Here is a 26,410-nt window from a genome sequence, read left to right on the forward strand (position 1 = left end):
TAGATCATGGCATATCAACCGGGACAATGGATGGCGGGGGCGCTGGCGGGGCTGCTACTCGCTCAGCCGGGCGTCGCGATGGCGCAAGCGCTGGCCGATCGGCCGATCGACGAACTCAAGACCGAGGTGCGGAGCCGTTACGATGCGGCGCTGGCGATGTCGGTCGATCCAGCTGTCACCGCGGCGGACACGGGCAGCTACGCCTGGGCGTCGGAGGCGAAGGTCCAGTGCGGCATCGCGATGGGGTTCCTGAAATCGAACAGCAAGGACGCCGAAAGCCTGCGCCGCTGCGATTTCGCCTATGGCATGATGACCCGCGCGCCGCAGCCCGCGCCCGAGGCGCCGCTGGTGCCGCCCGCGCCGCCCTCGACCGAGAACTGCCCGCCCGAGGTCGCGTCGACCTTTTATTTCGACTGGGATTCGACCACCCCGCCCGCCGATGCGGCGCAGTCGGTGGCTTTCATGGCCGAAAACCGCGCACGCTGCGGCTGGGCGAATTTCACCGTCGTCGGCCACACCGACCGGTCGGGCCCCGATAGCTATAACGACGGCCTCGCGCTGCGCCGCGCGCACGCGATCGCCGACATGATGGGCGGGGCGGGGATTCCCGCAGGCGCGATCGCCGTTTCGGGAATGGGCGAGCGCCAGCCGCGCGTCCAGACCGTCGACGGCCAGCGGACGCCAGAAAACCGGCGCGTCGAAGTCGAAGTGAACGGGATGGGGGGACAGTGATGAGACCGCAACACAAGCTCGCAGGCCTTGCCTCGGCACTCGCTATGGCCTTCTTCGCGGCCTCGGCTTCGGCCGAGCCGACCAGCATGCAGAATGTCATGGCGGTCGCGATCGATTCGAACCCGCAGATCCATCAGGCCGAAATGAACAAGCAGGCGATCGAGTTCGAGCTCGAGCAGGCGAAGGGCCTTTATCTGCCGCGCGTCACGCTCGAATTGTCGGCGGGCGTCCGTCGGCTCGAAAATGCGACCCGTCGCGCGCTCGGCATCGCCAACGACGAGCTGTACCCGCTCGAAGCCGGGATTCGCGCCGAACAGACGCTGATCGACTTCGGGCGGCGCCGCGGCGAGAAGCTGCGCCAGGCGGCGCGCGTCGACGGGGCGGCGCTACGCGTCGTCGAGCGCTCCGAATTCATCGCGCTGCAAAGCGCGCGGCAATATCTCGACATCCTGCTCCAGCAGCGCGTCGTCGCTGCCGCCGAAGACAATATGACCTTCCACAACGGCCTCGTCTCCGACCTGTCGAGCGGGGTGACCGCGGGTTCGATCAGCATCGCCGATCTGCAACAGGCGCAGGAGCGTGCCAAGGCGGCGAGCGTGCGCGTCAGCGAAGCCAAGGAAGCGCTACAAAATGCCAGGATCGAACTGCTCGCGCTGAGCGGGCTTCAGGTCGACGAGGTGCAGATGCCGCCGGCGATGGCCGAAAAGCTGCCCGCGAGCCTCAGCGAAGCCGTCGGTCTCACCCGCGCGCGGCATCCGAAAGTGCTCGAGGCACAGGCCGACGTCGATGCGTCGAACGCCGAAGCCAAAAAGGCCAAGGGCGATTTCGCCCCGACGATCGGGCTCGAGCTGTCGGGCCGGATCGGCGACGATATCGACGCCTTCCGCGGCGAGACGAACGACCTGCTCGGCCGCGTCGTGATGCGCTGGGATATTTTCGACGGCGGGATCAACCGCGCGAAATATCAGGAGATGGTGCGCCGCGCGAGCGAGAGCCGTTTCCGCTTGCACGAGGCCGAACGCAATGCCGAGGCCGACACGCGCCGCGCATGGAATGCGCGCGAGACGCAGACCGCGGTGTTCCGCGACCTGGTCGATCAGAGCAAGGCGACCGACGAGCTGCTTCTGTCGTACCGCGACCAGTTCGGGGTCGGTCGCCGCTCGCTACTCGACGTGCTCGATGCGCAGAACACGCGCTTCAATGTCCAGGTCCGCGCCGAAACCGCGCGCTTCTCGGAGATGTTCGCGGTCTATCAGATCCTCGCCTCGACCAACAATCTGCTCGACGCGTTCAATCTGGCCGCACCCGAATCGCGCCGTGTCTATGCACGCGAAGAGGTCGGCTACGGCCCGCCGGCGCCCGCCGAGCTTCAGCGTCGCCGTTATCCGCAATGATCAGCAGTGGATTGATTCCAAGTAGAAAAACCAGACATGTTGCAGGATCAATCCACGATTGCGCGTATCGGTAGGGAGGCGCCGGGCGATCCGCTTATCGCCTGCATCCTCTTTGTCGCGCAGCATTTCGGGCAGAATTTCCAGCGTGGCGCGCTGTCGGCGCTCGCGCGCGACGAGCGCGGCTTCCTTCCCTTTCATCAGGCCGAAGCCGCGCTCGACCTCTGCTTCATCAACAATGAGCGGCTCTATGCGCGCAAGGTACGGAACCTGGCGCGCGACCTGCCCGCGATCGTCCGCCGCACCGATGGCACATGCGCGGTGCTGCTTGAGGCGAAGGACGAGCAATATCTCGTCTGGGAACCCGGCGCTGCCCTGCCTTTCTGGGCCGACGCGGCGGCGGTCGAGGACAGCTATGCCGGACAGGCGGTGGCCGTCGCCGCCGATCCGACCGCGATCCGCGCCGAGGAGCGGCCGTGGGACGAACCGGCGAAGCGCCACTGGTTCTGGGGCGAGGTGCGGCGGGTGCGCCGGTCCTTCTATCCCGTGCTCGGCGCGGCGCTGATGATCAACCTGCTCGGCTTCGCGCTGCCGCTGTTCACGATGAACGTCTATGACCGCGTCATACCGAACAAGGCGGTGTCGAGCCTGTGGGTCCTCGCGATCGGCGCGCTGCTCGCCTTTGCGGTCGAATTCACGTTACGCCTCGCGCGCTCGACCTTGCTCGACGATCTCGGCCGCGACCTCGACGTCAAATTGTCCGAGAAGATTTTCTCGAAGGTGCTCAACATGCCGCTCGCCGACCGGCGCGGCAGCACCGGGATGCTCGCGCGGCGCGTGTCCGAATTCGAAAGCGTGCGCGATTTCTTCGCCTCGACGACGATCGTGCTGATCGTCGACCTCGCCTTCCTCTTCCTCTTCCTGATCATGATCGCGGTGCTCGCGGGCTGGCTTGCGCTCGTCCCGCTCGCGATCATTGCGGTGATGGGCATTGCGGGTTTCTTCCTTCAGCGGCGGATGATGCAGGCCTCGCTCGATAACCAGGCCGACATGAGCATCCAGCACGCGATGCTGGTCGAGGCGATCGGCGGCGCCGAAACGGTCAAGAGCTGTGCCGCCGAGGGGCAGGTACTCGGCCAGTGGCGCCGGATGGTCGATACCAGCACGCGGACCCAGGCGACGCTGCGCCGGACCGGCGCCGCCGCGATCAACCTCGCGACGCTCGGCCAGCAATTTTCCAGCCTCGCGCTCATCATCGGCGGCTTCTACCTCTTTGACGCCGGCAAGATTTCGATGGGGGCGATCATCGCGATCGTCATGCTCGCCGGACGCTCGATGGCCCCTGTCGGCCAACTCGCTTTCCTGATGACGCGCGGGCGGCAGGCGCTGACGACGATGGCGAGCATCCAGCAGATGATCGACGCAGACGACGAACGCCGCATGGGCAGCAGCGCGCTGAACCTGACGATCGACAAGGGCGACGTCGCGGTTGAAGGGCTGTCCTTCACTTACCCCGGAGCCGCTGCGCCGTCGCTCACCGACATCGACCTCCGAATCGAGGCGGGGGAGCGGATCGCGATCGTCGGCCGCGTCGCGTCGGGCAAATCGACGCTCGGGCGGCTGCTTTGCGGCCTCTATGCGCCCGATGCGGGCAATATCTTCATCGACGGGCTCGACAGCCGCCAGCACTCGCCGATCTATCTGCGCTCGCAATTCCGCTTCGTCGGGCAGGACGCCGTGCTGTTCAGCGGTTCGATCAAGCAGAATATGCAATATTGCGCGCCGGCGGCGACCGACGCCGAACTGCTTGCGACCCTGCAGTCGATCGGCGCCGACCGCTTCATGGGCCGCGACGAGACGGGGCTGGACCGCGGCACCGGTGAACGCGGCGGCCAGTTGTCGGGCGGCCAGCGCGGCTTCCTGACCATCGCGCGCGCGCTTGCCTCGCCCTCGCGCTTGCTTTTCCTCGACGAACCGACCGGCGCGATGGACACGCAGAGCGAACGGCTTTTCATCGAGGCGCTCGATAAGGCCGTCGCGAAATCGCAAACGCTGATCATTGCGACACACCGCGAAGCGATCCTCCAGATGTGCGACCGCATCATCGTCATCGACGGCGGTCGGATCGTCGCCGACGGCCCGCGCGCCGACATCCTCGCGCGGTCGAGCAAAGACGCAGCGCCCAAGGAACCGGCATCATGATCCCAGAGCTCAACATCGGGCGCGACGGTACGGCCCGCGCCGAGGTTCCCTGGGCGGACGCCGATACGCGGCGGCCGTCGAAGAGCCTGAAGTTCATATTGCTGGGGCTCACGCTGTTTGCGGCGGCAATCCTTTTCGCCGCATCGAACGATCGCCTCGCGCGCTTCGTCGAGGGCGTTGTCGCCAGCTGGACGGCCGATCCCGCCGAAACCGCGAAAGCGGCGAAGCGAAAGGCGATCGCGAAGCTGATTACCGAAACCGAGACCGACTCGATCGTTCCGGCCGCCGAGGGCGCCGATGCCGTCGCGCGAAATGCGCTGCTTCCCGTGTCGACGCTGCCCGTCGAGGCGGCGCGGCCGTTCATGATGCCGGTGGTTTCGCTGGTGCAGGCGACCAACGCGCAGCGCTGCCTGACGCAGGCGATCTATTATGAGGCCGCGACCGAATCCGACGCGGGCAAGGCCGCGGTCGCGCAGGTTATCCTCAACCGCATGAAGCACCCTGCCTATCCGAACACCGTCTGCGGCGTGATCTATCAGGGCAGCACGCGCCCCGGCTGCCAGTTCAGCTTCGCGTGCGACGGCTCGATGCGCCGTCCGCCGGTGCCCGCGCTTTGGCGCCGTTCGGCCGAGATCGCGCGCGCCGCGCTGGCGGGCCATGTCGAGATCAGCGTCGGCATGGCGACGCACTATCACGCCAATTATGTCCTGCCGCGCTGGGCGCCCAAGCTGACCAAGATCGAGCAGATCGGCGCGCATATCTTCTATCGCTGGCCGGGATCGTGGGGGAAGCCCGGGGCCTTTTCCGACGCCTATACCGGCGCCGAATATATTCCCGCCTTCAGCCAGCTCTATGCGGGCGGTGCGGCGGCTGCCGAGGCGTTGCCCGGCGTAGTGATCGCGACCCAGGGCGTGCCGCTGCCGCGCGACCCCACTGATCACCGCGCCGACAACGACGTCGGCGGCCGCGTCGATGTCACCAAGGGCTGGGTGCCGAACATTCCCGATCCGACCCAGAGCAAGGCGCGTTTCGACAGCCTGACCAGCCAGCAGGGCGCCGACGCCGCGCCCGAAATCCAGCCCGGAACCTAACTATGGGAATCGCGAAATTCTGGCAGCGCCTTCGTGGGAGCGAGCAGATCATGGTCGCGGCTGCGGCCGGCTTCGTCCTGTTCCTGCTGTGGGCGAGCATCGCGCGCGTTGACGAGGTGTCGCGCGGGCAGGGGCGCGTAATCCCTTCGTCGAAGGTGCAGATCATCCAGTCGTCCGAACCGTCGACGATCCGCGAAATCCTCGTCCGGTCGGGGCAAACGGTGAAGAAGGGACAATTGCTCGTTCGCCTCGACAATACGACATCGCAGTCCGAACTCGGCCAGCTCGAAACCGAAAACGCCCGTCTCGCACAGCGCGCCGCGCGCCTTGCGGGCGAAGGCGGCAGCGGCGCGGCTTGCGCCGGGGCCGATTGCGGCGACGAAGCGCGCCTTGCCCAGGTGCGGCGTTCGTCGCTGCAAAGCCAGCTCGCCGCGCTGTCCGCCAGCGTCGAACAGCGCCGCCGCGACATGGGCGAAGCGCAGGCCACCGCCTCGTCGCTCGAAAGCAGCCTGCGCCTCGCGCGCCAACAGGTCGCGATGCTCGAACCGCTCGCGGCAAAGGGCGTCGTGCCGCAGACCGAGCTGTTGACCGCGCAGCGCGAGGTCGTCGATATCCAGGGCCGGCTGGCCGCCGCGCGCCAGGCGATCTCGCGCTCGCAGGCGGCGGTGCGCGAAGCCGGCGCCGAGGTGCAGCGCGCACGCTTCGATTTCCAGCAGGAGGCGCTCAACGAACGCAGCCAGCTGACGACGAAGATGGCGGTCAACGAGGAAACGATCCGCGGCGCCGAGGGCCGGCTTGCGCGGTCCGAAATCCGCTCGCCGGCGCGCGGCGTCGTCAACGACCTGCTCGTCAACACACTCGGCGGCTATGTGAACGCGGGTGAACAGATCATGCAGATTGTGCCCTTGGGCGACAAATTGCTGATCGAGACGCGCGTTACGCCGCGCGACATCGCCTTCATCAAGGTCGGCGATCCCGCGAACGTCAAGGTCACGGCCTATGATTTCTCGATCTATGGCGGCCTCAACGGCAAGGTCGTGCGCGTGTCGGCCGACAGTATCTATGACGAGGTCGAGCGGCAGGCCTATTTCACCGTCGTCGTCGAAACGTCGAACAGCTATCTGACCTCGAACGGCCGGCGCCTGCCGATCACTCCGGGCATGCTATGCGATGTCGAGATCGTGACCGGCAAAAAGTCGGTGCTGAGCTATTTGCTGAAACCGGTCTTGAAGGTCAGCGGATCGGCGCTCACCGAACGCTGATCGTTCAGCGCCAGTGTGTAACTCTTTTCCGACGCGGGGAGGGCGGCAAGGTCCGGCGACGGCTGCGCGCCGCGATAGGCGTGGACCCAGCGGCGGTTGCCGCTGAACGACAGCACCGGGCGCACCGCATTGGCCTGGCTCCCGTCGTAAAGCCGGTCGGTCACATTATCGAGCACCAGCTTGCCGGCATCGGTCTGGACGAGCAGGAAGGCATGGTCGGCGTTGGCGGCAAGATCGCGGAGCAGCACCAGCTTCATCCGCTCGGCATCGACTCCCGCGGCGCGCAGCATCTGCATCTTCAGGATCGCGAAATCCTCGCAGTCGCCCTTGCCGCGCGCGATCGTTTGCTCGGCGGTCGCCCAGAAATCGCGCTGGCGGTAATTGCGGTCGTCGCCGACATAGGCGATCTCGCGGTTGACCCACTGGTTGACGCGCGCGAGCAACTCGGGCTCGGCGAGGCCCGGCGAGGCGTTGGCGCTGCGAAGCTTGCCCTGCATCAGCGCCGCGGGCGCGGCGCGGCGGACGCGGTTCCAGCGGGCGTCGAAGCGCGTGCGCCTGACGGGGATCGCGCGCGTGCCGAGTTCGGACGCCGCGTCGGCTTCGGCCAAGGAGGGAAGGATAGAGGGGGCGCTGCAGCCGGTGGCGGGAAGCGCGAAGGAAATAGGGCGCTGACTTGCGGGTTCGAGCGCCCGCTGGACGGGCGTCCCGGCGAGGCCCGCGGTAACCGGCACGGCGGTCGTTTCCGCTCCCTGCTCCGCCCGGATACGGTCGAGCGCGCTCGGCGCGCCGCCCAATATGGCGCGCGAAATATCGGCGGGAGCCTGCGTCCCCGCATGGCTCGCGGCGACGCTGCACGCCGCCTTGCCGCCCGCCAACGTCTTCACGTTGAGCAGCTTGGGCGATGCATGGACGGCGGTTGGCGTCATCGCCGCGGCCGCCATCACGATGGCGACAGGAAGCCACCGCGACTCGCCGTAGACAGGATGGGCAGACTTGCTCATGCCGCCCGCTTTGCCGGGGCGAAGTGAGAATCTGCTTCATGGTCATGGTAAACAGTGCGTTCACCATGATTGGCGCAGCGTAGAGACTAATGCCGCGGTTTGAGCGTGAGCGGGAGGCTGGCGGTGACCAGCACGACTTCCGCCGCGGTGGCGGCGACCGACTGGTTGAGCTGCCCGGCCGCGTCGCGAAACGCCCGCGCCAGTGCGTTGTCGGGCACGATGCCGAGGCCGACCTCGTTGGCGACGAGGATCAGCGTGCCCTCGAAACGGCCGATCGCATCGCATAATTGCTGCCCGGCGCGCGCGATATTTGCGTCGGCGAGCAGCAGGTTCGACACCCAGAGCGTCAGGCAGTCGACGAGCACGACGGCTCCTTCTCCATTCATGGCATCGATTGCGGCGGGCAGTTCGCGCGGCGCCTCGACCGTCGTCCAGCGCATATCGCGGTCGGCGCGATGGCGCGCGATGCGCTCGCGCATCTCGTCGTCGAAGGCTTCGGCGGTCGCGACGAAGACGGGGTTCGCCCCGGCCGCCTCGGCGCGCGCCTGCGCATAGCGGCTCTTGCCCGACCGCGCGCCGCCGAGCACGAACAGCGACGGCTCGCTCATCCGCCGATCCCCGCGATCCGCAGCATCGCGTCAACATCGGCGTAGCGCGCGAACTCGGCGGCGATATCGTCGAGCGCGGTGTCGACATCGGCGGCATAATCGCGTCCGCTTGCCGTGACATCGATCCGCGCGAGTAGCGCGCGGCGCAGGTCGGCCGACGCGAACAGGCCATGCAGATAGGAGCCGATCACGCGGCCCGCTGGATCGATCGCGCCGTCCTCTGCGCCATCCTCGAGCATCGCCATGCGCCGCGCCGCACCGGGGCCGCGCGTTTCGCCCATGTGCATTTCATAGCCTTCCACCGGCGCACCCAATGCGGTGCCGCGCACGCGGCGCAATATTTTCGCGGGCGAGAGTGTCGTTTCGACATCGAGCAGGCCCAGCCCCTCGACCTCGGCAGGTGCGCCTTCGATCCCCAGCGGATCGGCGATCCGGCGCCCGAGCATCTGATATCCGCCGCACAGTCCGACGATCAGCCCGCCGCGCCGGTGGTGCGCCCGGATGTCGATATCCCAGCCCTCGGCGCGCAGCGCGGCGAGGTCGGCGATCGTCGCTTTCGATCCCGGCAGCACGATCATTGCCGCCTCGGCGGGAATCGGCCGCCCCGGCGGCACCATCACGACCTCGACTCCGGGTTCGAGCTTCAGCGGATCGAGATCGTCGAAATTCGATATGCGCGGCAGGATCGGGCAGGCGATCAGCTTGCGCCCCTCCTGCGGGTCGGCGGCGCGGTCGAGGATCACCGCGTCCTCGCTTGGCAAGCGCGCCGCCGCGCTCAGCCAGGGAATGACGCCCAGCCCCGGCCAGCCGCTCCGCCGCTCGATCGCGCGATAGCCGTCCTCGAACAGCGCGGGGTCGCCGCGGAACTTGTTGATCAGAAAACCGCGGATCATCGCTGCGTCGTCGGGCTCGATCACCGCGCGCGTCCCGACGACCGACGCGATTACGCCGCCGCGGTCGATATCGCCGATCAGCACGACGGGCACGTTCGCGGCGCGCGCGAAGCCCATGTTGGCGATGTCGCCCGCGCGCAGGTTGATCTCGGCCGGCGATCCGGCGCCTTCGACGATGATAATGTCGCACTGGCGCCGCAGCCTGTCATGGCTTTCGAGCACCTCGGCCATCAGCGCGCCCCGCGCCTCGCGGAAATTGCCGCTGCCCAATGTGCCGCGCACCCGTCCGTGGACGATCAGTTGCGACGTGCGGTCGGCCTGCGGCTTCAGCAGCACGGGGTTCATGTCGCTGTGCGGCTCCGCGCGGCACGCCAGCGCCTGCAGCGCCTGCGCGCGCCCGATCTCACCGCCGTCGGCGGTGACCGCGGCATTGTTCGACATATTCTGCGGTTTGAATGGAAGTACGCGAAGGTCGCGATTGGTCAGACAGCGGCACAGCGCCGCGACGAGCACCGACTTGCCGACATCGGACCCCGTACCCTGCAGCATCAGCGCAGCCATGCCGCGCCCCCCGCGCTCAGCCACAGGAGCAGGCAGGCGCGCAAATAGACGGCGAGCGCGCGGTCGATATCACCGCCGCCTGCGTCGCTGGCCCCATCGCCGATCCATGGCTTGTCGTGCATCACCCCGTCATAGGCGACCGGGCCCGCCAGCCGAAGCCCCAACGCGCCCGCCATCGCCGCTTCGGGCCAGCCCGCGTTGGGCGAGGCGTGATTGCGCGCGTCGCGCCACATGATGCGCCATCCGCCGCCGACGATACACAGAAGCAGCCCCGACAGCCGCGCGGGAATCCAGTTCGCGAGATCGTCCGTGCGGGCCGCCGCCCAGCCGAAGGCGCGCCAGCGGTCCTCGCGATGGCCGATCAGGCTGTCTGCGGTGTTCGCCGCCTTATACGCCCATACGCCCGGCAGGCCGAAGATCAGCAGCCAGAAAAGCGGCGCGGCGACCCCGTCGCAAAAGCTTTCGGCAAGGCTTTCGATCGCGGCGCGCGCGACCCCGGCTTCGCCCAGCGCGGCGGTGTCGCGGCCGACGATCATCCCGACGGCCGCGCGGGCACCGGGCAGGTCGCCGGCATCGATCCGCTCGCCGACCGCGCGGACATGATCGAACAGACTGCGCTGCGCAAGCGCCGGCCAAACGAGGATCGCGACGGTAATCCAGCCCCATGCCCCGAAGCGCGCGAGCAGCAGCGTCTGGACTGCGAGGCCGGCGCCGCCCGTGCCGAACAACAGCAAGCCAAGCGCCAAAGCACCCAGCGCGCGCCGCCTGGCAAAGCCATATTCGGCCCGGTTCCACCGCGCCTCGCAGCCGGCGATGATCCGCGCGAACAGCCCGACCGGATGGCCGACGCGTCGATAGAGCGCGCGCGGCCAGCCGAGCGCCGCGTCGAGCGCGAGCGCGGTGAGCGCGACGGGCTCAGCCACGGCCAAGCGCGGCGTCGAGCCGCGCGAGCGCCGCGGCGTCGGCGGGCAGGCCGAGACGCAGCCAGCGCGGCTGCTCGGCAAAGGGGCGGGTGAGGATCGCGCGCCGGGCGAGATGCTCGAACAGGGCGCGCGCGTCGTCGGCCTCGATCAGGCGGAAGAGGGGACAGGCGCCCGCCGGGCGATAACCATGTCGCGCCAGCATCGCATCGAGCGCCGCAGCGTCATCGGGGAGGCGACGCCGCGTCGCGGCGATCCACCCGGAATCGACATAGGCGGCGGTGCCCATCGCGATGGCCGCTTGGGACAAGGGCCATGCGCCGAGCCGCGCTCGCAGCGCCGCGACGATCACCTGCGGGGCGAGGACGAAACCGAGCCGCACCCCCGCAAGGCCGAAGAATTTGCCGAACGATCGAAAGACGATCAGCCTTTGCGCGTCATCGACCGCCGCCGCGACGCTCTGCGCCGGGTCGGCGTCGGCAAAGGCCTCATCGACGAGCAGCCAGCCGTCGCGGGGGTCGAGCAATTCGCGGATCGCTTCGGCGGCGATGGTGCGCCCGTCGGGATTGTTGGGGTTGGCGAGGATCAAATGCCCTGCGGCGCCCGGCGCGTCGTCGCGGTCGGTCGCTATGCTGTCCGGAATCATCTCACCATGCGTGCGATATCCGGGAACGACATGGCGTGCGGCGCCCCCGATCAGCGCGCCGACAAGGCGCAACCCGATCTCGCTGCCCGGCACTGCGCAGACGTAACGCGGATCGACCCCGAAACAGGCGGCGGCGTTGGCTTCGAGCTGTGCGAGGGCCTCGGGCTCGGGCAATCGCCGCCAGTCGAACACCATGCTCGCGGCGCCTGGCCAGGGATGCGGGTTGAGACCCGTCGACAGGTCGATCCAGTCGCCTTCGCCGAAATGGCGCTTCGCGGCTTCGATGCCCCCGCCATGCCAGATCCACCGATCGTTCATGCGAAATGCGCCAGCACCAGCGCGGCTGCGAGGAGCAGGCTTTCGCCGATCTCGATGCCCGCGCCATGCCCGTCGCCCGAAATCCCGCCGATCCGGCGCATCAGCCACCAGCCCCAGAAAAGGAAGACGAGCGGCGCGGCGAGCAGCGACGGCGATACCCACGCCGCCGCGACGAGCAGCAGGGCCCAGATCAGCAAATCGGCCGGACGCACCACATTGCGGAAGCGCGAGCCGAGCCCCGCGTGCAGGTCGGGCAGCACGCGCGACCATATCAGCGGGCCGATCCGCGCCGCGAAAGGCACGAGCGCGATGGCGACGAACGCCTCGCGCTCAAGCAATGCGTGGAGCAGCACCAGCTTGGCGATCAATTGCAGGGCGATCGCGACCACCGCGAAGCTCCCGGCATGCGGGTCGCCCAGCACCGCGAGCAGCCGGTCGCGGTGCTTGTGCGCCGCACCGCTCGCGTCGGCGATGTCACCCAGCCCGTCGAGGTGCAGCGCGCCGGTGACGGCGCCCCATACGACCAGCGCCGCAAGCGCGCCGGTCCATGGATCGATCCGCGCCCCGGTCCAACCCGCGCCGGCGACGAGAAAACCGACGATCAGCCCGACAGCGGGAAACCAGCGCATCGACGCCGCGAATTCGTCGCTCGACACCGCGACGCGCGGGGTCGGCAGCCGCGTCAGGAACTGGATCGCGATAATCAGCCCTTTCATGGGTAAAGCCCTGCAATCTGTGCACTTCGCCGCTCACCCGGCCAGACGCGGAGCGAAAGCAGTGCCGCATAGGGGAGGTCGAAGGCCCAGAGCTGGCGCTGGTCGAATCCGCAAAGATGGTGCAGCGCCGCGCGCATCGCCCCGCCGTGGGTGACGACCAGCGTCGGGACCGGAGACAGATCCGCTATTGCCGCGGACACCCGCGCAACCAGCGCCGACCAGCGTTCGCCGCCCGGCGGCGGGTTGGTGTCGGGATCGTCCCAGAAACGGCCGAGCGCCTGCGCGTCGACCGCGCTGGCTGGCCCGCCGTCCCAGTCGCCGAAATCGAGTTCACGCCAGCGCGGATCGATCGCGAGCGGCACGCCGATCGCGTCGCCGATGACTTCGCCGGCGTCGCGGCTGCGGCGAAGGTCGGACGCGATCAGGCGTTCGATGCCGAGGCCTCCGGCTTGCGCGGCGCAAGCGGCGATGCCTGCCGCGGTCGGCGAGCCGTCGGTGCGCCCCATCAGCAGCCCCGGCGTTTCGGGCGCGCCGTGGCGCAGCAAATGAAGCGCGAAGCCGCTCACAGCGACGCCGAAACCTGCGCCTCGGCAAAGGTCGCCATCCGGTCGTGCGCCGCGAGCGCGCTGCGGACGATATTGGCCGCGACCGCCGCGCCGCTGCCTTCGCCGAGCCGCATATCGAGCGACAGCAAAGGGTCGAGTCCGAGCAATGCCAGCAGCCGCTTGTGCCCCGGCTCCGCCGAGCAATGGCCCGCGATGCAATGGCCGACGATCGCGGGATTCTCCGCCGCCAGCGGCGCGATTGCCGATGTGCAGATAAAGCCGTCGAGCAGCACCGGAACGCCCAGCTGGCGCGCGCGCACGATGGCGCCCGCGATTGCCGCGATCTCGCGCCCGCCGACGCGGCGCAGCGTTTCGAAAGCCGAGCGCGGCGCAGCGCCATGGAAGGCGAGTGCGCGTTCAATCACCTCGATCTTGCGCGCGACGCCGTGGCCGTCGACCCCGGTCCCCGGGCCGACCCATCCCGTCACGCCGCCGGCAAAGCTGCGCGCGCAGAGCGCGGCGGCGGCGGTCGAATTGCCGATACCCATCTCGCCGAGCAGGATCAGGTCGAGATCGGCCTCGACCACCGCCGCGCCGCGGTTCAGCGCGTCGAGGCATTCGGCCTCGGCCATCGCGGGGGCGTTCGTGAAATCGGCGGTCGGCCGCTCGAGGTCGAGCGCGACCACCGTCAGCTCGACCCCCGCCGCCTCCGACAAGGCGTTGATCGCTGCGCCCCCGTTCGCGAAATTGGCGACCATCTGCGCGGTCACGCTCGGCGGAAAGGCGCTGACGCCGTGGATGGTGACGCCGTGATTGCTCGCGAAGATCGCGGCGCGCGCGCGCGCGATCCGTGGCCGCGCGCGGCCCTGCCAGCCGGCGAAGAAGATCGCCAGATCCTCGAGCCGCCCGAGCGATCCGGCGGGTTTGGTCAGCTCGGCCTGCCGCACGCGTGCATCGGCGGCGGCATGGGCATCGGGGTCGCGCAGCTCGGCGAGAGCGGCCTCGAAGGCTTCGATCGACAGAAAACAGGTCATTCGCCAACAAATCCCGGTGGTGGTGTCCGAGCGATGAAATGGCCTTTGACGCCCTCGGGCCACAGCGAATAGGCGACGCGACCATGCGCGCTCGCCGCATAATGGACGGCATAGTCGAGAATCGCGCGCGCTGAGGCCTCGTCGCCGCCGAACCGCCCAAGCACATAGCCGATCTTGCCCGGCGCGCGCAGATGGACGGTGCAATGATCCTGGCAGGCAAAGAGGCATGCCATGTCCTGCACCGCGATCCCGGCGTAGCGCGGCTCGGCGAGCTTGAGACGCTTCAGCGCCGCGACCAGCCGCGCGCCGCCACGCACGCCTTCGGCATCGACTTGGGCCGCGCGGCTGTGGCGGCAGCTATTGCACACCACCACCGCGGGCCCGGGATCGACGCGTGTCAGCATCAGAAACGCCCCCTTATGCCGGCATAGATGCTGCGGCCGAGCGAGCCATAGCGGTAGGCCGTCATATAATGCTCGGCGAAGATATTTTCGGCACGCGCGAACAGCTTCACCGCGTCGGACAGTGCAACTTCTGCGCGCAGGTCGACGAGCGTATAGCCACCCAGCCGCTGGGCGTTGCTCGCATTGTCATAGCTCTTGCCCGACCAGCGCAACGCCGCGCCGAGTTCGAGCCCGAAGCCGAAGCCATAACTTGCCGATGCATTGGCGGTATTGCGCGGGCGGCGCGGCAGCCAATTGCCGAAATTGGCGCCCGCCGAACGATCCTCGGAGGCGATCCAGCTATAATTGCCGTCCACCGTCAGCGCGCCGAGGGTGAGCGCCGCGGAGCCTTCGACGCCATGCGCTTCGCTGCGCGCGACGTTGAGATAATATCCGAAGCGCGGGGTGGGCGGGTTGATGCCGGGAACCGTGCAGAGCGGATCGGTCGAGGGCGTCGAACAGCCATTGTAGATGATCTGGTTCGTCGTCGTGCGATCGAACCAGGTCGCGCCGACGACGAGTTTGCGGCCCAGAAGATGCTGTTCGATCCCGGCTTCCCAGCCGTGCGCTTCCTCGGGGTCGAGCCCGACATTCCCATATTCGCTGAACAGCTGGTAAAGCCCCGGCGCCTTGAACCCCTCGCCATAGCTCGCGCGCAGCACCGTGCCCGTCGAAAGGCGCCACACGCCACCCGCCGCGAACAGCGTCTGCCCGCCGTAGCGATCATGATCGTCGTAACGGACGCCGCCGTTGAGCGTCAGCCCGTCAACCGGCTCGACGCCGAGCTGGCCATAGACGCTCGTGATCTCGGCCTTGCCGCGCACGAAATCGGGGAGCGGGGTTCCAAGCGATGCCGAGGGCGAGCGGCTGCGAAAGTCCGAGCGTTCGTTTTCGACCCCGAAAATCGCGGTGATGCGGGCGCTGACGTCGAAGCTACCCTGATATTCCCAGCGCTTGTTCGCGCCGTCGGCCTCGAAACTGCGCGGCCGCGCGCGGTCAGGGTTGAAATTGTCGCGGTTCGTGTCGGTATAGGCAAAAGCGATCCGGTTGCGGAATCGCCCGCCGGCAAGGTCGAAATTCAGCCCCGCATAGCCGACGAATTCCTTGTTCAGCCCATAGTCGTTGCTATCGGTGTTGAAGCCGTCGAATTCGACCCGGCCGCTCGAATAAGTGCCGTGCACTTCGGCGCTGACATTGTCGGCGAGCGCCAGTTCGGCGCGGCCCGAGACATTGCTGTTGCGATAGCCGTCGCGCTCGGTGCCGCCGAACGCCTCGGCGTGCGACGAAATGCCGTCGGTGGTGAAACGCTGGCCGCCGAGGCGCCAGCTGAGTGGCCCCGTTCGCCCGCCGACCGCGGCGCGCGCGCTGACGGTCTGGCGCGACCCAGCCTCGAGGTCGAAGCTGCCTTCGAGCGCCTTTTCGGGCGAGGCGGTGACGATATTGACGACCCCGCCGATCGCCTGGCTGCCCCATAGGATCGACTGTGGCCCGCGCAGCACCTCGATCCGCGAAATATCGCCCGCCAGCAAATTGGTGAAGTTGAAGCCGCCGCCGGTCGATGATGGATCGTTGAGCTTCACCCCGTCGATGACGACGACGCTATGCTCGGACTCGGCGCCGCGGATGCGCAGCGAGGTCGACGTGCCATAGCCGCCGTTGCGCGAGATGCTGATACCCGGCGTGCGGAGCAGCAATTCGGTGACGCCGATATCCTGCGCGCGGTCGATCGCTTCCTTGTCGAGCACGGTTATCGACGACGGCACTTCGTCGAGCGCCAGCGGCGCGCGCGTCGCGGTGACGATGATGCTGTCGCCGTCGGCGGCGACGGCGTGTGCGGAGGGTGCGTCCTCGGCGGCCGCGGCGGAGGAGGCCGCGACGGCGGCAAGGCAGATCGAACTTCGGAAAATAAATTTGAACATATAATCAACCCATCGACAATGCCGCCCGCGCGCGCGGGCTCGATGGGTTGTCCTTTGGGGACGCACGACATCGAGCCCGCGCGCGAACGCGGCCAAGCTTGTCGTCATGCGGGTTCACCCCCGTCCGCCCGGCACACCCTGTCCGGTCGAAAGACGACGGCGACGGGCAGGTCTCCTGGCTTGCGGGTCAGCGCCGGTCGGCCGCCTTCTCGGGACTGAAAGTCCCAATGGCATGTGGCCGATGGCTCGCCGCGTACAGTTGCAGGGGCAGCCGGGGTTTTCCCGTTCCCTCTTAGTCCCCGTCGCCGAGGAACCTGTCGCTTGCCGCGGCCGTTAGCCGGTTTTGGCGGCCGCGGTCAATCGCCGCGACGGGAGCGCGCGATCGGTCAGAACAGCCCTGGCAATTCCCGCTGCGCCGCGCTCGGGCGCTCGGGCACCAGCATCGCGGGGGCCGCGGGCACCAGCATCCGGCTGCTGCGCGCCGCCGCGCCGGCACTCGCATCGGCGATCCGGGTCGGGCAGGCGTTGCCGGCGAGGAAGTCGATCGCGGCGCGGATCGACGCCTCGCGCGGGTCGCCGAGCGGGAGCGTCAGATCATCGTTCGCGGCGCAGCTGTTCGCGATCTTCGGTGCGAGCCCGTCATAATAATCGCTCTGTCCTGCGGCATTGCCCGTGGCGAATGCGACCACGCGCATGCGGTCGTCGCATTCGGCCTTGTCGAGCGCGATCTGGCCGACCGGCTTGCCATAGGTGTTGCTGCCGACGAGCGTCATGTCGGCGCCGAGATAGGGCAGCATCGAATTGATCACCAGCTCGCTGGCCGAGGCGGTCGATCCGGTTCCGATGAAGGCGATGCGCGTCGGCGCGATCGATTGCGCGACCGGCGCGAAGCGATGCTCGTCGTCCTCGCTCGACTTACTGCTGCGAAAGCGCGTCTGCGAAAAGAGCTGGCCGGCGCGCCCCGCGCCCATCAGGTCGCCCATAAGATTGGCCGTCGAAACCAGACCGCCGCCATTATAGCGGAAATCGATGATGATGTCGGTGACGCCCTGCGCGCGGAAATCGGCGAAGGCATTGGTCAGCTGGCCGTCGGCCGACGAGATGAAGCTGCGCAGGTTGAGATAGCCATAGCTCCGCCCGCCCTCGGTGATGACCTTGGCGCCATAGCGGTCCGAAACCGGGTCGAGCGAATAATCGGCCTTGGCGACGGTGACGTCGCGCGTGCCGGCCGCGTCGGTGATGCGCAGCACGCGGCTCACCCCCGGATCGTTCGGGCCGAGCGCATCGGCCAGTCCCGCCGTCCCTTCGGCGGCGACGATGCTCGCAACGCTCCGCACATTGCCGCTGTTGGTGCCGATCCCGACGATCGCGGTGCCGCGGTCGATCCCCGCAGCAAAGGCCGGCGCGCCCTCATAGGCTTCGGCGATGACGACGCGCTGACCCGCCGCGTCATAGGCCATGAGCACGCCGAACCCCGCGCTCGATCCGCTGGAAAAGAAGGCGTTCTCCTCGGCGATCGAGGTGATGTAGGTGAAGAAACGGTCCTTGTTCAGCGCCCGCGCTGGGGCAACCAGCGCGTCGATATAGGATTGGACGTCGCTGTAGCTGCCGGGATTGACGCCGCTCGCGACGTCGCCCGGGAACAGATACCATTCGTCGATCACTGCCTTGGCAAAGCTCTGGCGCGAGGCGAGCGCACAATTCGGCGTCGGGGTCGGCGTGGGGCTGGGCGTCGGGGTGACCGTGACCGGATTGCTACCCAATGTCCCGCCGTCGCCGCCGCCGCACGATGCCAGCATCAGCGCCGCCAGCGTTACAGCCGCCACCGACTGCCTCGTCTTGCCCATCAAAATTCTCCCCCCGGTTCGACCCATTCCCCGATTAATCCGTCTCGGTCTCCGTGGCATCGCTGCGCCCCTTGAACCCCTGGGCGATGACATAAAGTTCGGGCGACCCCTTGCGGCTCGCGGGCGGCTTGGCGTGCTTTACCGTTGAAAAGTGTCGCTTTAGTAAAGTCAACAATTCGCGATCGGCGCCGCCCGCGAACACTTTCGCCACGAAAACGCCGCCGGGCAGCAAATTCTGCACCGCGAAATCGGCGGCGGTCTCGGCGAGGCCGATCGTGCGCAGATGGTCGGTCTGCGGGTGGCCGACGGTGTTCGCCGCCATATCCGAAATCACGAGGTCGGGGGCGGAGCCGAGCGCCTCGATCAGCGCATCGGGGGCGGCATCGTCCATGAAATCCATCTCGAGGATTTCGACCCCTTCGATCGGCTCGCAATGGAGCAGGTCGATCCCGGCGACGCGCGCGCGCGGGTTCGCCTTGCGCACGACCTGCGACCAGCCGCCGGGCGTGATGCCCAGGTCGACGACCGCGCGCGATTTCTTGAGGAAGCCGAATTTCTCGTCGAGTTCGATCAGCTTGTACGCGGCGCGCGAGCGATAGCCTTCGGCCTGCGCGCGGCGCACATAGGGATCGTTGAGCTGGCGTTGCAGCCAGCGCGTCGACGACACGCTGCGCCGCTTTGCGGTCTTCACGCGGACGTGCAGGCCACCGCGCCCCCCCGATCCCTTGGCGCCCCCCTTTCCGCCGCTCATTTGCGATACTCGCGGCGCGTGACGGGAATGTCGCGCCCCTGCATCGCGAGACAGCGTAAAATGCCTTCGCGGATACCGCGGTCAGCGACGCCGACGCGCGCGGCGGGCCACAGGTCGATGATGCTTTCGAGGATCGCGCAGCCGGCGACGACCAGATCGGCGCGCTCGCGGCCGATGCAGGCGATTTCGGCGCGGTCGGCGATGCTCGCGTCGGCAAGGCGGCGGCTGATGTCGCGCATCGCGTCGGCGGGAACGACAAGGCCATCGACCGCGCGCCGGTCGTAGCGCGGCAGGTTCAGGAAGACGCTCGCGAGCGTCGTCACGGTGCCGCTGGTGCCGAGCAGGCGCAGCGGCTGGCCGGTGAAGCGTTCGGCGCGCGCCGCAAATCCGGCAAAGGCTTCGCGCGTCACCTCGCGCATATGCGCATAGGCCGCCTGGCGCCCCGCCAGGCTGTCGTCGGGCAGGGGGGCGTGCTCGGTCAGCGACACGACGCCCCACGGCACGCTGATCCAGTCGTGGATCTGCACGTCATGGTCGGACACATCGACGTGCATCAACTCGGTCGATCCGCCGCCGATGTCGAAGATCAGCGCCGGGCCTTCGCCGGGCTCCATCAGATTGTGGCAGCCCAGCACCGCGAGCCGGGCTTCCTCGGCGGCCGAAATGATGTCGAGGACGATCCCCGTCTCGCGGCGGACGCGTTCGGCCAGCTCTTCGCCGTTGCTCGCGCGGCGGCACGCCTCGGTCGCCACCGCGCGCGACAGCGAGACATGGCGGCGGCGCAGCTTGTCGGCGCAGATCGCCAGCGCGGCGACGGTGCGGTCCATCGCCGCGTCGCTGATCCGGCCGCTGCCGTGCAAACCTTCGCCCAGCCGGACGATGCGCGAAAAAGCGTCGATGACGACGAGCTCGCCATTTTGCGGGCGCGCGATCAGGAGTCTGCAATTGTTGGTGCCAAGGTCGATCGCGGCATAGCTGCGCGACCGCGTGATCGGCACGGGGCGCGATTCGCCGCCCGCTTTTCGTCCTTTTGCCGCCGGGCCGGGCCGCGGCGGTCGCCGCGATGGCGCTGCCATTTGCCGCATGGCTATTATTACCTGTCTGCTCACGCGTCCGCAAAACCGCGAACGTGCACTTGGCGCAGAACCTAGGCTCCCCCCGCGATTATGGCAAGGCCCCGTCCAGGTGCCGGGGAACAAGGAAAACCCCGCCCGGCACGGGGCCGGACGGGGGAAGTGGGAGAGGAAGTTATTGGGGGTCGGGCCTGCCTCTTAACGGCAGCCGTCGTTCCCCTTGTCGATCGCGCGGCCGGCGATGGCGCCGACGGCGCCGCCGATGATCGTGCCGACCGTGCGGTCGCCGCGACCGGCGATTTCATGACCGGCTAGGCCGCCGGCGATCGCGCCGATGATCGTCCCGCCGGTGCCCTTGTCGCACTGGCGATAGTTGCGACGATCGCCGCGGTAATAATTGCGGTTGTTGCGGTAATCGCGGCGGTTGTCGCGGCGATAATCGCGGCGGTCATAGCGACGGTCGTCGCGGTCATAACCGCTGTAATAGCTCGAATAGCCGTCGCGGTCGTAATAGCCGTTCTGCGCCGCGGCGGGTGCTGCCAGGCCCAGCGTCGCGGTGGACATCAGGGCGGCGATCGAGAGGGTCACCATCTTTTTCATCGTCGTTCTCCTTCTTTCGTCGTTTGGCCCTTTGGGGCTGTGGTCGATGAAGGGGTTTTGCCCGATTCGCATTGAGCCAAGCCTGAACATCATTGTTGGCTGTTGTTCAGCTTTCCGCGCCGAAACGCTTCCCTTTCCCATGCGGGCACCCTAACCCGCCGCGATGCGCCGCCTCCTTTACGCCGCCCTGGCCTTCGCCGCGCTCGGGCCGATGCCCGGAACCGTCCTGCGCTTTCCGCGCGTCGACTTGACCGAGAGCGCCGCCGCGCGCCCGCTACGCTTCACGGCGGAAGCGGGCGGCACGATGCGCTTCGTGCGCGGATGGCACCTCGTCAGCCCGCACAGCCGCTTCGGTGGCTTCTCTGCGCTCGCGCGGACGGGGGCTGAGAGAGGGGTGGGCGGTTTCCAGCTGATCGGCGACAATGGCTATTGGACGCGGTTCACGCTCGGTTCGCGCGGCGCGGTTTCCGACGTCCGGATTCGCGCGCTTCCTACCCCCGACGGGCGCCCGGCGCGCAAATCGACGGTCGATGCCGAAGCGATGTTCGTCGATCGCGCCAGCGGAAAGAGCTGGATCGCGCTAGAAGGGATCAACCAGATCTGGCGGCTCGATCGCGGCCTTGCGGTCATCGAGGCGCGCCGCAAGCTCCCCCCGCCGCGCTGGCCCACGAACAGCGGGCCGGAAGCGATGGTGCGGCTCGCCGACGGGCGCACGCTCGTCTTTTCGGAGGACGCCGACGACGATCCGCGCGGGCGCGAGGCGCTGGTCTTTACCGGCGATCCGGCGGCGCCGGGGCCGAAGCCCTTTCGCTTCTTCTACGCGTCGGACGGGCGCGGCCTGGTCAGCGATGCCGCGCCGCTGCCCGACGGGCGCATCCTGCTCGTCCATCGGCGGCTTGGGTTCGATCCGGTGTTCACGACGATCATCGCAATCGCCGATCCCGCCGATATCCAGGAAGACGCCGTCCTTCGCGCGCGGACAATCGGCCGCGTGCCCTGGCCGCTCGCCGAAAATTATGAGGGCGCGGCCGTGTCGGTCGAAGGTGGCCGCACCTTTCTCTGGCTCGTCGCCGACGATAATTTCAACGTCTGGCAGCGCAGCCTGCTGCTGCAGTTCGAATTGGTGGACCTTCCGCCGAAAAGGATGCCGGACAGCAAAAAGGCCGCGCAGTAACCCGGCGGCCTGATTGCGTTCTTGGTGCCCCGAGACGGTTCCGGCCGGAACCGCGCCGGATCAAAGCGCCTAAGCGGCCTTTTCGGCCAGCTTCTTCGCGACTTCCTTCTTCACCTTGCGCGCCGAAGCCGACAGCTGGTCGTCGCCGGCCTTGAGCAGCCAGTTGTCGAGGCCGCCATTATGCTCGACCGTGCGCAGGCCGTGGGTCGACACGCGCAGCTTTACGCCCTTGCCGAGGGCGTCCGACAGCAGCGTCACATTCTGCAGGTTGGGCAGGAAGGTGCGCTTGGTCTTGTTGTTGGCGTGGCTGACATTGTGGCCAACCTGGCGGCCCTTGCCGGTCAGTTCGCAGATGCGCGACATCGTCTTCGTCCTCGTCAAAAAATTTCGGATCGGCGTCCGGGCACTTCCCGAGAAACGGGCAATGCAGAACCGGAGTGAGCCGGGAAAGGCGCGCGCTTATCGGCTTGCCGGAGATTCGTCAAGCGATTAGCGGGGGAACATGTCCCGTTTTCCGTTGCCCGAACCGATGCGCCGCGCGCTCGATCTCGCCCGTATCGCCGCCGAATGGGGCGAAGTGCCCGTCGGCGCGGTGATCGTCAAGGATGGCGAGATCATCGCCGAGGGCCACAACCGCCCGCGCGAATCACACGATCCGACCGCGCACGCCGAAATCGTCGCGATTCGCATCGCGGCGGCGAAGCTCGGCAACGAACGGCTCGACGGGTGCGATCTCTATGTCACGCTCGAACCCTGCGCGATGTGCGCGGGCGCGATCGCGCATGCGCGAATCGCGCGGCTCTATTATGGCGCCGACGACCCGAAGGGCGGAGCGGTCGTCCACGGTCCGCGGACCTTCGCGCAGCCCACGATCCACCATCGCCCCGAAATCTACGACGGCATCGGCGAAGCCGAGGCGGCGGCGCTGCTGAGGGACTTCTTCGCCGCGCGGCGTTAGCCGCGACGACGCCGGCTTTGGGGTGGGGAGCTGACCCTTGTGCACCCCGGCGAATGTCGGGGCCCAGTGCGTAAAAGCGCAACGCCAGCGCGGGAATTCTGGACCCCGGCTTTCGCCGGGGTACGGCTAACTCCGGTCGAATCCCGCCGCTCTCCCCCTTGGGGGGGGGGCGGGGGGCGCCGCCCCAGCCGCATCAGGCGCCGAACGCCCCGTCGATCGTGTGCATCGCGCCGGTGACGAAGCCCGCTTCGGGGCCCGCCAGCCAGGCGACCATGCCCGCGACCTCTTCGGGCCGCCCGTGGCGCTTGATCGCCATGAAGCCGTGCATCAGTTCGCGCATCGGGCCGTCCTCCGGGTTCGCATCGGTATCGATCGGCCCCGGTTGCACGACATTGATCGTGATCCCGCGCGGCCCGAAATCGCGCGCCAGTCCGCGCGCCATGCCCTGCAGCGCCGATTTGCTCAGCGCATAGGAGGCCATGCCGGGGACGGGCATACGGTCGCCGTTGACCGACCCGATCACGATGATCCGCCCGCCGTCGGGCATGTGCCGCGCCGCCTCGACCGACGCATGGTAGGGCGCGTGGACGTTAACGCGGAACAGCCGGTCGATGGCGTCGGGATCCTGTTCCAGCGCGTCGCCGAAAATCGCGTAGCCCGCGTTCACGACCAATATGTCGAGCGCGCCGCTCTCGCGCACCCGCGCGATCACCGCGTCGCGATCGGCGCTGTCCGTCGGCACCGCACTCGTCCCGGTCTCGGCCGCCAGCGTTTCGGCTGCCTCGCGCGAACCGTTGTAAGTGAAGACGACGTTCGCGCCGTCGGCGGCGAAGCGGCGCACGATCGCCGCGCCGATGCCCCGGCTGCCGCCGAGGACGAGAACGGATTTTCCTTGGAATGCAGACACAGGAAGACTCCTTGCTTATTAATGTAGGGAGCACTACATAAAACTCCCAAGGCCAACGTCAAGGTATTTTGTAATAGTGACTACAAATAAATCCCGTGCCCGTGCCCGTGGACGTCCGCGCCGCTTCGATCCCGACGCGGCGGTCGCGACGGCGCAGCACCTCTTTCACGCGCGCGGCTATGACGCGGTCAGCGTCGCCGACGTCACCGATGCGCTCGGTATCAACCCGCCGAGCCTCTACGCCGCTTTCGGCAGCAAGGCCGGCCTCTACGCGCGCGTGCTCGACCATTGGACCGAAACCGCGGCGATCCCGCTCGCCGACATCCTGCGCGCCGATACCCCGGTCTCAGACGCGCTTGCCGCCTTGCTGGAGGAGGCCGCCCGCCATTACGCGTCCGGCACCCACGCTGGCGGATGCCTCGTGCTCGAAGGGACCCGCTGCAATGACGAGGGCGCGCGCGAGGCCGCGCGGGCACTGAGTGGCGCAGCGGAGCAGGCGATTCGCGACTATATCGCCGTCCGCCATCCGGAAGCCGCCGACAGCGTGACCGACTATGTCGGCACGATCATGCTGGGGCTTTCGGCGAAAGCGCGCGCCGGACACGACCTGCCCCGCCTCCTCGCCAGCGCGCGGATCGCCGGCGCCGCCGTCGCGCAAATCCTGCCTGGCTGAACGGCGCGTCGGGTTCGCGCGCCGATGCCCCCTTGCGAAGCCGGGCCGACGCGGCATAGTCCGCTGCCATGCACCGCCTCATCGCCCCGCTCGCCCTCGCCGCCGCCCTGCTCGCCGCCGCGCCCGTCCACGCCAAGCCCGCCGACACGGAGGCGGCGAAGAAGATATTGAAGGACAGCATCGCGATCCCGACCGTCGAAGGGCGCGGCAAGGTGCCCGAACTGGCGGCCTATTATGCGAGCGTCCTCAAGGCGGCGGGCTATGCCGACAGCGATATCGAGATCACCCCGATGGGCGAAACGGCGACCTTCGCCGCGACGCTCGCAGGCACGACGAAGCAGAAGCCGATCGTGCTGCTCGGCCATATGGACGTCGTCGAGGCCGATCCCAAGGACTGGACGCGCGATCCCTTCGTGCCGGTCGAGGAGGATGGCTATATCTTCGGTCGCGGGTCGGAGGACAACAAGTTCGACGTTTCGATGATGGTCGCGACGATGGCGCAGCTCAAGAAGGACGGTTTCAAGCCGAAGCGTTCGATCATCCTGCTCTTGTCGGGCGATGAGGAAACGCAGATGACGACGACGCGCGCGCTGGCCGCCAAATATAAGGGTGCCGAATTCGCGCTGAATGGCGACGGCGGTGGCGGGCTGATCGCGGAGGATGGCAAGCCGCAATATTATGGGCTGCAGGCGGGCGAGAAGACCTATGCCGACTTCACGCTCGAAGTCACCAACGCGGGTGGCCACAGCTCGCGTCCTTCGCCCGTCAACGCGATCGTCCAGTTGTCGAACGCGCTCGCCAAGGTCGGCGCCTATCGCTTCACGCCGCAGCAGAATGAGCTGACCAGGGTCGGCATGCCGATCGTCGCCGACCAGGTCGGCGGCGAGATCGGCGCGGCATTGAGGGCGTTCGCCGCCAATCCCGCCGACGCCGCGGCGATCGCCAAGATTCGCGCCGAACCGGAATATGTCGGCCAGATCGGCACGACCTGCGTGCCGACGCTGGTCAAGGGCGGTCATGCCGAGAACGCGCTTCCCCAGCGCGCGACCGCGAACATCAACTGCCGTATCTTTCCCGGCGTGCCGGTCGAAACCGTGCGCGCCGAACTCGAAAAGGTGATTGCCGATCCGGCGGTCAAGGTGAACACCGATCCCGACGCCAGCGCCAGCGATGCTTCGCCCCTGCGGCCCGACGTGATGGCGGCGGTGAAGAAGGCGGTGCATGCTCGCGCCCCGGGCTTGCCGATCATTCCGTCGATGAGCGCGGGCGCCACCGACTCCTATCATTTCCGCGCGCAGGGCGTGCCGAGCTATGGCGTCGCGGGTCTCTTCTCGAAAGCAAGCGACAGCTTCGCCCACGGCCTCAACGAGCGCGTGCCCGTCGACGCCATTGCCCCCGCGCTCGCGCATTGGGACAGCCTGCTTCGCGATTTGTCGAAATGAGGCCGCGCCCCTGCGAAGGCAGGGGCCTATCACCTGAGGTTATGTGATAAACCGCCGCATGCGAAGAAGGCCGGGGCTGGGCCCCTGCCTTCGCAGGCGCACAGCTATGGCAACAACGCCCCCACCGCCCGCTCGACCATAGCGACCGCCGCTTCGGCGCCGAAGCTCGCGGCGTCGAGCGACAGTTCGAGCCACAGCCCGTCGACCATCGCGGTGAGCATGATCGCGAGCCGCTCGGGCTCGCGCGCGTCGCACGCCGTCAGCAACTCGGTCAGCCGCGCGCGATAGCCGGCGTAACTTTCCGCGTGGATGTCCGCCATGCGCGCGTCACTGCGCGCCAGCGCCCAGAAGGCGGTCCACGCGCCGAGCAGATCGGGATCGGTTACCGGCGGGCGGAAACTTGCGGTCAGATAGGCGGTCAGCCGCGCGCGCGGATCATGGTCCGCATCCTCGACCGCGCCCGCGAAAATCGCGTCCATCCGGTCGCTCGTCGCCTGATAGGTCGCGGCGACCAGATCGTCGATGCCCCCGAAATAATGCCGCAGCAACCCCGGCGACACCCCCGCCTTTGCGCAGATCGCGCGCACATTCGTCCCCGCAAGGCCGTGTTCGGCGAGGCACGCCGCGGTTGCCTCGATCAGGTCCGCCCGGCGGGCATCGGCGCTTTCGCGCGTAAAGGCTTGGCGAGCGGGCTGCATACTGT

Annotated in this window: 26 protein-coding genes and 1 riboswitch; of the genes, 9 read left to right on the forward strand and 17 right to left on the reverse strand. The window is 67.9% G+C overall.

From position 1 onward, the window contains the following. The first annotated feature begins 6 nt into the window (after positions 1 to 6). From HDC29_RS12700 to HDC29_RS12720, 5 genes are read left to right on the forward strand one after another with little or no spacing between them, the layout of a single operon-like run. Positions 7 to 732, forward strand: a complete 726-nt coding sequence (locus HDC29_RS12700) for an OmpA family protein (RefSeq protein WP_179498075.1) — start codon at positions 7 to 9, stop codon at positions 730 to 732. After that, positions 732 to 2,126 (forward strand): TolC family protein, encoded by a 1,395-nt coding sequence (locus tag HDC29_RS12705; RefSeq protein WP_179498077.1) that lies wholly within the window; start codon positions 732 to 734, stop codon positions 2,124 to 2,126. Before HDC29_RS12700 ends, HDC29_RS12705 begins: the two co-directional genes overlap by 1 nt. Before the next feature lie 36 nt (positions 2,127 to 2,162). Beyond that, the gene (locus HDC29_RS12710) at positions 2,163 to 4,325 is read left to right on the forward strand and encodes a type I secretion system permease/ATPase (protein WP_179498079.1); all 2,163 of its coding nucleotides are present in this window, start codon (positions 2,163 to 2,165) and stop codon (positions 4,323 to 4,325) included. Continuing rightward, entirely contained in the window at positions 4,322 to 5,416 is a 1,095-nt protein-coding gene (locus HDC29_RS12715; protein ID WP_257018262.1) for a cell wall hydrolase, read from the forward strand. The genes HDC29_RS12710 and HDC29_RS12715 overlap by 4 nt, the downstream gene beginning before the upstream one ends. Positions 5,417 to 5,418: 2 nt before the next feature. Then, positions 5,419 to 6,678: an HlyD family type I secretion periplasmic adaptor subunit gene (locus HDC29_RS12720; protein WP_179498081.1), complete on the forward strand. Its 1,260-nt coding sequence runs from the start codon at positions 5,419 to 5,421 to the stop codon at positions 6,676 to 6,678. Here HDC29_RS12720 and HDC29_RS12725 read toward each other — a convergent pair. From HDC29_RS12725 to HDC29_RS12790, 14 genes are all read right to left on the reverse strand, one after another. After that, on the reverse strand, positions 6,624 to 7,679 hold the full coding sequence (locus tag HDC29_RS12725; RefSeq protein WP_179498083.1) for a transglutaminase-like cysteine peptidase: 1,056 nt from the start codon (positions 7,677 to 7,679) through the stop codon (positions 6,624 to 6,626). The two genes, HDC29_RS12720 and HDC29_RS12725, sit on opposite strands and share 55 nt — an antisense overlap. Before the next feature lie 86 nt (positions 7,680 to 7,765). Beyond that, positions 7,766 to 8,287, reverse strand: coding sequence for a bifunctional adenosylcobinamide kinase/adenosylcobinamide-phosphate guanylyltransferase (gene cobU / locus HDC29_RS12730; RefSeq protein WP_179498085.1), 522 nt, complete (start codon positions 8,285 to 8,287; stop codon positions 7,766 to 7,768). Continuing rightward, a complete protein-coding gene (locus HDC29_RS12735; RefSeq protein ID WP_179498087.1) occupies positions 8,284 to 9,741 on the reverse strand; it encodes a cobyric acid synthase in 1,458 nt (485 codons plus the stop codon). The genes cobU and HDC29_RS12735 overlap by 4 nt, the downstream gene beginning before the upstream one ends. Next, positions 9,729 to 10,664 (reverse strand): adenosylcobinamide-phosphate synthase CbiB, encoded by a 936-nt coding sequence (gene cbiB / locus HDC29_RS12740; protein WP_179498089.1) that lies wholly within the window; start codon positions 10,662 to 10,664, stop codon positions 9,729 to 9,731. The genes HDC29_RS12735 and cbiB overlap by 13 nt, the downstream gene beginning before the upstream one ends. Next, positions 10,657 to 11,625 carry an aminotransferase class I/II-fold pyridoxal phosphate-dependent enzyme gene (locus tag HDC29_RS12745; protein ID WP_179498091.1) on the reverse strand — a complete coding sequence of 323 codons (969 nt, stop codon included), beginning with the start codon at positions 11,623 to 11,625 and terminating at the stop codon, positions 10,657 to 10,659. The genes cbiB and HDC29_RS12745 overlap by 8 nt, the downstream gene beginning before the upstream one ends. Next, positions 11,622 to 12,341, reverse strand: coding sequence for an adenosylcobinamide-GDP ribazoletransferase (locus HDC29_RS12750; RefSeq protein WP_179498093.1), 720 nt, complete (start codon positions 12,339 to 12,341; stop codon positions 11,622 to 11,624). Before HDC29_RS12750 ends, HDC29_RS12745 begins: the two co-directional genes overlap by 4 nt. Further along, positions 12,338 to 12,907: a histidine phosphatase family protein gene (locus HDC29_RS12755; protein ID WP_179498095.1), complete on the reverse strand. Its 570-nt coding sequence runs from the start codon at positions 12,905 to 12,907 to the stop codon at positions 12,338 to 12,340. Before HDC29_RS12755 ends, HDC29_RS12750 begins: the two co-directional genes overlap by 4 nt. Further along, complete coding sequence (gene cobT, locus HDC29_RS12760) at positions 12,904 to 13,920, reverse strand: nicotinate-nucleotide--dimethylbenzimidazole phosphoribosyltransferase (protein ID WP_179498097.1); 1,017 nt, start codon at positions 13,918 to 13,920, stop codon at positions 12,904 to 12,906. The genes HDC29_RS12755 and cobT overlap by 4 nt, the downstream gene beginning before the upstream one ends. Beyond that, positions 13,917 to 14,324 carry a DUF1636 domain-containing protein gene (locus HDC29_RS12765; RefSeq protein WP_179498099.1) on the reverse strand — a complete coding sequence of 136 codons (408 nt, stop codon included), beginning with the start codon at positions 14,322 to 14,324 and terminating at the stop codon, positions 13,917 to 13,919. Before HDC29_RS12765 ends, cobT begins: the two co-directional genes overlap by 4 nt. Further along, positions 14,324 to 16,282 (reverse strand): TonB-dependent siderophore receptor, encoded by a 1,959-nt coding sequence (locus HDC29_RS12770; protein ID WP_179498101.1) that lies wholly within the window; start codon positions 16,280 to 16,282, stop codon positions 14,324 to 14,326. Before HDC29_RS12770 ends, HDC29_RS12765 begins: the two co-directional genes overlap by 1 nt. A 147-nt stretch (positions 16,283 to 16,429) precedes the next feature. Further along, positions 16,430 to 16,615, reverse strand: a riboswitch (cobalamin riboswitch). Between the two features lie 53 nt (positions 16,616 to 16,668). Continuing rightward, on the reverse strand, positions 16,669 to 18,129 hold the full coding sequence (locus HDC29_RS12775; protein ID WP_179498103.1) for a S41 family peptidase: 1,461 nt from the start codon (positions 18,127 to 18,129) through the stop codon (positions 16,669 to 16,671). Between the two features lie 34 nt (positions 18,130 to 18,163). Beyond that, a complete protein-coding gene (locus HDC29_RS12780) occupies positions 18,164 to 18,880 on the reverse strand; it encodes an RlmE family RNA methyltransferase (protein ID WP_179498105.1) in 717 nt (238 codons plus the stop codon). After that, complete coding sequence (locus HDC29_RS12785) at positions 18,877 to 19,965, reverse strand: Ppx/GppA phosphatase family protein (RefSeq protein ID WP_179498107.1); 1,089 nt, start codon at positions 19,963 to 19,965, stop codon at positions 18,877 to 18,879. Before HDC29_RS12785 ends, HDC29_RS12780 begins: the two co-directional genes overlap by 4 nt. Positions 19,966 to 20,151: 186 nt before the next feature. Continuing rightward, positions 20,152 to 20,553, reverse strand: a complete 402-nt coding sequence (locus HDC29_RS12790) for a glycine zipper 2TM domain-containing protein (protein ID WP_179498109.1) — start codon at positions 20,551 to 20,553, stop codon at positions 20,152 to 20,154. 163 nt (positions 20,554 to 20,716) lie between these two features. Between HDC29_RS12790 and HDC29_RS12795 the strand changes: the two genes are divergently transcribed. Beyond that, the gene (locus HDC29_RS12795; protein WP_179498111.1) at positions 20,717 to 21,727 is read left to right on the forward strand and encodes an esterase-like activity of phytase family protein; all 1,011 of its coding nucleotides are present in this window, start codon (positions 20,717 to 20,719) and stop codon (positions 21,725 to 21,727) included. A gap of 69 nt (positions 21,728 to 21,796) precedes the next feature. On the opposite strand, the gene rpmB is transcribed toward HDC29_RS12795, so the two are convergent. Beyond that, complete coding sequence (gene rpmB / locus HDC29_RS12800) at positions 21,797 to 22,090, reverse strand: 50S ribosomal protein L28 (protein ID WP_105999446.1); 294 nt, start codon at positions 22,088 to 22,090, stop codon at positions 21,797 to 21,799. Between the two features lie 139 nt (positions 22,091 to 22,229). On the opposite strand from rpmB, the gene tadA reads away from it, so the two are divergent. Beyond that, positions 22,230 to 22,685, forward strand: coding sequence for a tRNA adenosine(34) deaminase TadA (tadA, locus tag HDC29_RS12805; protein WP_179498113.1), 456 nt, complete (start codon positions 22,230 to 22,232; stop codon positions 22,683 to 22,685). 193 nt (positions 22,686 to 22,878) lie between these two features. Here the strand turns inward: tadA and bdcA are convergent, their stop codons facing one another. Further along, positions 22,879 to 23,592 (reverse strand): SDR family oxidoreductase, encoded by a 714-nt coding sequence (gene bdcA / locus HDC29_RS12810; protein ID WP_179498115.1) that lies wholly within the window; start codon positions 23,590 to 23,592, stop codon positions 22,879 to 22,881. 76 nt (positions 23,593 to 23,668) lie between these two features. On the opposite strand from bdcA, the gene HDC29_RS12815 reads away from it, so the two are divergent. Further along, positions 23,669 to 24,265, forward strand: a complete 597-nt coding sequence (locus tag HDC29_RS12815) for a TetR/AcrR family transcriptional regulator (RefSeq protein WP_179498117.1) — start codon at positions 23,669 to 23,671, stop codon at positions 24,263 to 24,265. A gap of 68 nt (positions 24,266 to 24,333) precedes the next feature. Further along, on the forward strand, positions 24,334 to 25,707 hold the full coding sequence (locus HDC29_RS12820) for a M20/M25/M40 family metallo-hydrolase (protein WP_179498119.1): 1,374 nt from the start codon (positions 24,334 to 24,336) through the stop codon (positions 25,705 to 25,707). Positions 25,708 to 25,811: 104 nt separating this feature from the next. On the opposite strand, the gene HDC29_RS12825 is transcribed toward HDC29_RS12820, so the two are convergent. Next, positions 25,812 to 26,405, reverse strand: a complete 594-nt coding sequence (locus HDC29_RS12825; protein WP_179498121.1) for a TetR/AcrR family transcriptional regulator — start codon at positions 26,403 to 26,405, stop codon at positions 25,812 to 25,814. Positions 26,406 to 26,410 lie beyond the last annotated feature (5 nt).

The organism is Sphingopyxis sp. JAI108 (genome assembly GCF_013410105.1).
Taxonomy (GTDB): Bacteria; Pseudomonadota; Alphaproteobacteria; order Sphingomonadales; family Sphingomonadaceae; genus Sphingopyxis; species Sphingopyxis chilensis.